Below are 6,443 nucleotides of genomic sequence, written 5' to 3'. Positions count from 1 at the left end.
AGGAGTTAGGAGTAGAGACGCGATTAATCGCGTACAGGAGTTAGGAGTAGAGACGTGATTAATCGCGTCTGTACAGGAACGCGATTAATCGCGTACAGGAGTTAGGAGTTATTTGTTCCTCGCTCATCACTTCTAACTTTATTCATTACTCATAATTTTTCACTCCTAACTTTATTCCTAACTCCTAACTCTGCCAATTTTAGATTTTAGATTTATCCTTCAATCCAAAATTTAAAATTCAAAATCCAAAATTGAATGGCTCCTAACTTTTTTACAACGCTCCTGCTGCTGTTTTATCTAGTACACCTCCACCTAAGTGAGTGGTAATGTTCATCGCTTGCAATACTGGTAAACCATCGATTCCAGAAGGGTAATCAATAACACTGACTGCACCATTACCCTGGCGGAAATTCCAGAAATTTTCCAGCGATAAACCTAGAATGTGACAAAGTAAGGTTTTGTTAGTTGCGTCGTGAGCTACTACTAATACAGTTTTAAATTGATTGGTTGATGCAGATTGCACAATTGATTGCCAAGCTGCAACGCTGCGTTCCCATACCTCTTGCAAATTTTCCCCTTCAGGCATTTGCACTTGGGCTGGTACTAACCGCCAGCGCTGCAACTCTCCGGGAAATTCTTGCTCTATCTCTGTTTCTAATTTTCCTTCCCAGAGTCCGTGGCTGATTTCTCTTAAACCATCTTGCAAGTCTAACAAAACATTAGGATGTTGTTTTAGGATGATCTCTGCTGTTTCTTTAGGGCGCAGCATTGGGCTACTGCAAGCATTATCAATCGCTACCTCTTGGAGAAATTCGCCTGCTTTTTGCGACTGTTGTCTACCGTTGTCGTTGAGGGGGACATCAATTTGCCCTTGAAATCTGGTTTGACGATTCCATTCAGTTTCACCGTGACGCACCAGCAACAACCGTATTCCTTGATGATCCGGTCGCAATGAGGGTAGACTTTCCCCAGTCTGTTGTGTCTGATTTAAGGATTCTAGCTGAACTGGTTCCCCCAATCGTCCACCAAAATTTAGTACGGTAATGCCACAGTTAGATTGCTGGATTGAATGGTAGCGACTTGGAGGAATTCCCAAGGCTGTGCTAATCAGGGCCCGGTTAATGCCGTTATGTCCCACTATGAGAATAGTTTCGCCTTGATGTTGAGACAAAGTTTCTTGCCAAAACTGCCGTGCTTGTTCGTATAAAGCAAGAACGGGAAAATGTTCTCTTGTCCCTTGTGCATCATTCAGCAGCATCCGCAGTTCGTCGGGGCGTTGATGCCAAGTGCAGTAGTCTTCGGCAAATTTCTGCTTAACTTCGGCAGTTAAAAGTCCTTCCCATAAAGGTAAGTCGATTTCTAGCAGCAAATCAGAAACTTGGATTACAGCAGACTGTTCAGCATGAGTAGCTAACTCACTATGGATAATATCTGCTGTGTGTTTCGCTCGTTGCAGGGGACTGCTGTAAATCGCATTAAATAAAATATTGCTGAGGGCTTTGCCAACAATACTTGCATCGTTACGACCTTTTTCGGTTAATGTTGACGCATCAGTGCGTCCCTGAATACGCCTCTCGGTGTTATAGCCGCTTAGACCGTGGCGCACAATGATGACACGAGTCATCTAAAAGCCCTCCTCTTATCTTGACGATTAATTCTACTGCAAAATGATTGCATATTTAGTGATTCAGGAAGGCGGATTTAGTCAAGTACGAAACTTTATTCTTGTAGGGGACGTAGGATGAGCAGCAAAAACCGCCGTTGTGTTAACAATATTTCCTAACAAAACTGTTTTGTTTCTAGTATAAATATTTGCTTTAAGCTAAGTATACAAGAACAATTCAATGTATATAGCAATCCGAAATCATTCGTGAAAATCTCTCTTTATTCTCTCTGCGTTCTCTGCGCCTCTGCGGTTCGTTATACCATTTAGACATAACAGTGAAAATAACGTAGGCACAATTTATGAATTGTGCCTACTAAGGATTTTGGGTAACGCATAATTAATTAAAACTACAGCGTCAATCTCTATACCTAAATTATTCTCTGTCTATATCCAACTGTACTTGCAATCCATCATTGTCACTCCCAGACTGAGCCGGTGCTAACAAAACAGAAGTGTCTGGCTGTGATAATGATTCGTTAAACTGTATTTTGACTGGAGTTTTATTGTTTCTTCTATTATTGTTGGAGATGCTTGCTGGATTAGTTCGCTCAAAAAAGCTTTTAAAGTCTTCTTGGGCTGTTCTACGATCAATTCCAACAAGAGAATTACCAGTTAATCTGTATTGCTCTAGATTTGAGCTTGATGTTGGTGACTGTGCGTATACTTGGCTTCCCAAGCTTGCAAAGGCTGCCGTAATCCCCAAGAAAGCAATAATTTTGGTGTTCATCTGTTTTATCCAAATTATCTTTAATATTGCTCATCTATTATTATCTGGGAAAATTATTTTGATTAACTCTATCGTTAGGTGCTATTACAATAATCATATTGCGTATATACTTAGATTGTCAATGATTAATGTTGTTTTAAGCATTACCAAGCTATAAAAATCTGATTTGATTCCTGAAAAAATTTAAGTATATGTAGGGTGTGTTATCGCGTAGCGTAACGCACCAAACTATCTGATGGTGCGTTAGCCAGAGGCATAACGCACCCTACGTGTATTTCACGCAATCAAATATGAGTCCTATATAACGAATGGTATCTCTTAGGAAATTGGATTATTTGGTTCAGTTTCCAAGCGATCGCAGTTAAGTTCGTTGAGATATACCAGCCTTAAATCAGGGATATTATCAGGTAAATCAATCACATTCCCTTGTTTAGTGGCAATCATTGTCTGACAACAAGCTGCTTCTCTACAAAACGCTTTGCAGGAATACGCATCTACGCGGATAATGGGGTCATGGCCACAAGATTGAAAAATGCGATTATAGCCAGTGTTATCCTCAGAAATATTAGGAATTAACAATTACTTAGGCAAATGAGTATCACCGTTAATGTTTCTGAAGTAACTGCCAAGTTTTCTGAATTGCTGAGTCAGGTATTACTTGGTGAAGAGGTGGTGATTGCACAGAAGGGTATTCCAGTTGCACGCTTAGTCGCTCTCAGAGATACAGCCTCACCTCGAATTCCAGGATTGGATAAAGGTAAAGTTATCATTGCACCAGATTTTAACGAGCCTTTACCAGAAGATATCTTAAATGATTTTGAAAGTTCTAATCTAGTTTAAAGATGAGAGCTTTACTGGATACCCATGTATTTCTTTGGTGGGTGACAGATGACTCTCAGTTATTTTCCACCAGTCGCAGTATAATTGCTGATTCAGGTAATATTTTATTTCTGAGCGTGACAAGTGTCTGGGAGATTGTCATCAAGACTAAATCGGGTAAGCTAACTTTACCTGAACCTGTAGAACAATATATTCCAAACCGACTAGCACTGAACCGCTTCGAGAGTCTAGACATTAAAATGACACACACTTTACAGGTTGCCACTTTACCAAACATTCACCGAGATCCGTTTGACCGGATTCTGATTGGCCAAAGTCAAGTAGAGAATTTGCCAATTGTGACCATCGACCAGAAAATTGCACAGTATTCTGTCGAGACTATCTGGTAAAAGGATTTTTTTAGACAATAGCGATCGCCTACGATGGTCACTGAGCTTTGTCGAAGTGCGGGCTACACTTATGCATTTGTGTTGGTAAGAGAAAAGCGATCGCTCGATCTTGTTTGTGGTAATAATATTTGCTACTTTTAAACTAAAAAGGATGTCCAGCCATGCCTAACGTTGAGAAAATTAGTGTTTCTCTCACACCAGAAATAGCTGCTTTTGTCCGTGATGTGGTTGAATCTGGCGAATATGCCAGCAGTAGTGAAGTTATCCGCGAAGCATTACAGGACTGGAAGCAAAAACGCCTGTTGCAGTTGCAAAATATTGATGAAGTACGCCGTCTTTGGCAAGAAGGAATTGACAGTGGTGCTGGGCAGTATACAGATATTGAAGCTATTAAACAGGAAGCCCGTAGGCGTTTAGGTCAAGTTTCTCAAAAGGATGCGTGATTCGTGGGACGTTTTATCCGCACTGCTAAAGCCGAAGAAGACCTGATTGAAATATGGATTTATATTGCGGCTGATAATCTAACAGCAGCTGACAGATTGGTTGACCAGATTGATACAAAATGTCAAATGCTGGCTGATAACCCAGAACTTGGTCAAGCCCGTCCTGATATTGCGCCAGGGGCAGCAAAAGCACCAATTTTTTCGGCAAACCTCCCGGAGTCTTCAGGCATACATAGTTAAATCTTGCTGTTCACGAGAACTGAAAGACCTCTCTCCAAACTTCTCTCCGAAACGGAGAGAGGCTTTGAATCTTACTCCCATTACCTACAAGGGAAGCAGGGTGGTTTCATACAAGCAGAGAAAAACTAAAACTGGGTTTCAAAGCCTCTCCCCCCGTGGGGGCTACGGTGTACACACATCTTTGTACAAGATACAAAACGACGTTAGATCCCCCTAAATCCCCCGATAAATTGGGGGACTTTAAGAAGTTTTTGCCCCCCAATTTATCGGGGGGTTGGGGGGATCAAAAGCCTGTGGGGTAACTCTAGAAGACTTGTGTGTACACCGTAGCCCGTGGGGGAAAGGAATGGAAGTGAGGGAAAAAGCCTGGACACAAAACGAGAAATCAAGACTTATGTATCCCACATTCCGCACCCTAAAGTGTCACAGATCAAAAAAATCGATCCTAGTAGTACAAAAAGACTATAAGAAAAGTAGCGGAGCTAAAAGCTATTGAGAATAGATAGCAGTAATCTCCAAGCAAGAGAGATAAGTAGATGTCACTTAAGTTACGAGTGAGAAAAATTAATTATTGATACCGGAAAAATGTGAGACATTAAACAGAAATTGAAGGAGAAAATTCTGTGAACATGTTGAACATGAAAGATGTGTCAATAGAGAATATAGATCATTTGGGAATAATAGCCGGAATAGTAGATGCCATCGGACTGGTAGAAATAATCAATAATTTAATAGGTTTAGAAAGAGAAGAAAAAGTCAGTGCAGGACATGTAGTCAAAGCAATGATTACCAATGGGTTAGGATGCATTTCTCAACCGTTATATATATTTCCAAAATTTTTTGAATCAATAGCATGTGAACATTTAATAGGAGCAGGAGTCAAACCAGAATATCTGAATGATGATAAGTTAGGGAGAGTCATGGATAAATTATCCATGAAAGGACTAGATACAATATTTTTAGCCTCGTTCCTGAACTGGTAGTTCGCCCCGATTTATTGAGCGGATAGTAATGATGGATGAGCAGAACAATCAAAATTATCGTTCACAAAGTCGTTACTGACCGTCCCGCACGCAGGGAACCACGAGTTCAAAAACGCCGCCCCAAAGCTTACCCCTTCATGACAAAACCTCGACAAGAATTACGTAAACAGCTGCAAACTTCTTAATTGGCAACTGTTTCCGCTTTTCTTAGTACCATTTGTCTTTAGGCTACAGTGACTCCTAGCGTATAAGAACCAGGGTCAAAAAAGCCAGAACTGAAAGTTCCGCCATTTTGAGGGAAGTAATCATAATCACTTACTGAAATGGAGTAAGTACCTGCCCCTAGTGAAGCGGTGATTGATTGAGAAGTACTGGAACTCTGTAAGTTCCCAGCACTATTAAATAGGCCGATAACTGGAAAGTTACCACTGTAATTCGGCGTGCTGATAGTCACAGTTCCTGGGTTGGCTAAAGAAAATGTGAAAAAGTCGAAATCAGGATTGTTCCCTGGAAGTCTTGCCAGCTGAGCAGAGGTATTAACTTCTGAACCTGATGTTAAAGTACCTAGCTTCTCAGCAGTGGCTAGTGTGTTGTTTGTCCCTTGTCCAGCATCTTCTTTCTCGTAGAACAGGAAGTCGTCACTATCAAGCCTCAGAGACGACGCTTGCACAACACCAACGAGTTCATCTGGCTCTCCTGAGTTGTCCAGAAATACACTTGTATTGGCTCCCACAGTCTGCAAGCGATAGTCTGCCAGTGTTCCTTTGAGCTGGATTGTATCTTCGTTGGAGTTGAAGCCACTGATGGTAGCGTAGTCTGCCAAACCACTACTTCCATTGTTGTTATCGTCATAAAAGACATTAGTAGCATCTCCAAGTAAGAACTGATCTTCCCCAGGCCCTCCAGTTAGGATATCAACCTCTCCTAATCCAGGAGAATTAGAACCGTTAGTATCAACGCCTATGAGGACATCATTTCCAGGCGCTCCAAGGAGAGTGTCATTGCCGACCCCGCCACGGAGGGTGTCATCGCCTTCTCCTCCTTCGATTTGGTCATTGCCAGCCCCACCAAACAGGCTGTCATTCCCATCCTCGCCCAAGACGAGGTCATTACCTTCCTGACCATCAAGAAAGTCATCGCTATCCCCACCAAGCA

General features: G+C 41.6%; 10 protein-coding genes. 6 read left to right on the top strand and 4 right to left on the bottom strand.

Features of this window, described 5'->3' with window-relative positions; translation table 11 throughout:
* Positions 1-271 precede the first annotated feature (271 nt).
* From ACFFAP_RS07710 to ACFFAP_RS07700, 3 genes are all read right to left on the bottom strand, one after another.
* Positions 272-1,624 carry a histidine phosphatase family protein gene (locus tag ACFFAP_RS07710; RefSeq protein WP_375510666.1) on the bottom strand — a complete coding sequence of 451 codons (1,353 nt, stop codon included), beginning with the start codon at positions 1,622-1,624 and terminating at the stop codon, positions 272-274.
* 415 nt (positions 1,625-2,039) lie between these two features.
* Positions 2,040-2,393: a hypothetical protein gene (locus tag ACFFAP_RS07705; RefSeq protein WP_375510665.1), complete on the bottom strand. Its 354-nt coding sequence runs from the start codon at positions 2,391-2,393 to the stop codon at positions 2,040-2,042.
* A gap of 318 nt (positions 2,394-2,711) precedes the next feature.
* A complete protein-coding gene (locus ACFFAP_RS07700) occupies positions 2,712-2,972 on the bottom strand; it encodes a hypothetical protein (protein ID WP_375510664.1) in 261 nt (86 codons plus the stop codon).
* A gap of 12 nt (positions 2,973-2,984) precedes the next feature.
* Here ACFFAP_RS07700 and ACFFAP_RS07695 point away from each other — a divergent pair, with 12 nt between their 5' ends.
* The 6 genes from ACFFAP_RS07695 to ACFFAP_RS07670 all read left to right on the top strand — a co-directional run bounded on the left by ACFFAP_RS07695 (position 2,985) and on the right by ACFFAP_RS07670 (position 5,473).
* Entirely contained in the window at positions 2,985-3,233 is a 249-nt protein-coding gene (locus ACFFAP_RS07695; RefSeq protein WP_375510663.1) for a type II toxin-antitoxin system Phd/YefM family antitoxin, read from the top strand.
* A 2-nt stretch (positions 3,234-3,235) separates the two neighbouring features.
* Positions 3,236-3,622: a type II toxin-antitoxin system VapC family toxin gene (locus tag ACFFAP_RS07690; RefSeq protein ID WP_375510662.1), complete on the top strand. Its 387-nt coding sequence runs from the start codon at positions 3,236-3,238 to the stop codon at positions 3,620-3,622.
* 161 nt (positions 3,623-3,783) lie between these two features.
* On the top strand, positions 3,784-4,065 hold the full coding sequence (locus tag ACFFAP_RS07685) for a type II toxin-antitoxin system ParD family antitoxin (RefSeq protein WP_375510661.1): 282 nt from the start codon (positions 3,784-3,786) through the stop codon (positions 4,063-4,065).
* Positions 4,066-4,068: 3 nt separating this feature from the next.
* Positions 4,069-4,305, top strand: coding sequence for a type II toxin-antitoxin system RelE/ParE family toxin (locus ACFFAP_RS07680; RefSeq protein WP_375510660.1), 237 nt, complete (start codon positions 4,069-4,071; stop codon positions 4,303-4,305).
* A gap of 629 nt (positions 4,306-4,934) precedes the next feature.
* Complete coding sequence (locus tag ACFFAP_RS07675; protein ID WP_375510670.1) at positions 4,935-5,288, top strand: DUF4277 domain-containing protein; 354 nt, start codon at positions 4,935-4,937, stop codon at positions 5,286-5,288.
* 35 nt (positions 5,289-5,323) lie between these two features.
* On the top strand, positions 5,324-5,473 hold the full coding sequence (locus tag ACFFAP_RS07670) for a hypothetical protein (protein WP_229546604.1): 150 nt from the start codon (positions 5,324-5,326) through the stop codon (positions 5,471-5,473).
* Between the two features lie 38 nt (positions 5,474-5,511).
* Here ACFFAP_RS07670 and ACFFAP_RS07665 read toward each other — a convergent pair.
* Positions 5,512-6,443: calcium-binding protein (locus tag ACFFAP_RS07665; protein WP_375510659.1), on the bottom strand; the 932-nt coding region annotated here is incomplete at its 5' end.

Source organism: uncultured Nostoc sp. (assembly GCF_964245575.1).
Taxonomy (GTDB): Bacteria; Cyanobacteriota; Cyanobacteriia; order Cyanobacteriales; family Nostocaceae; genus Nostoc.
The sequence above is the reverse complement of the archived record's forward strand: the minus strand, read 5'-3'. Positions and strand labels throughout refer to the sequence as shown.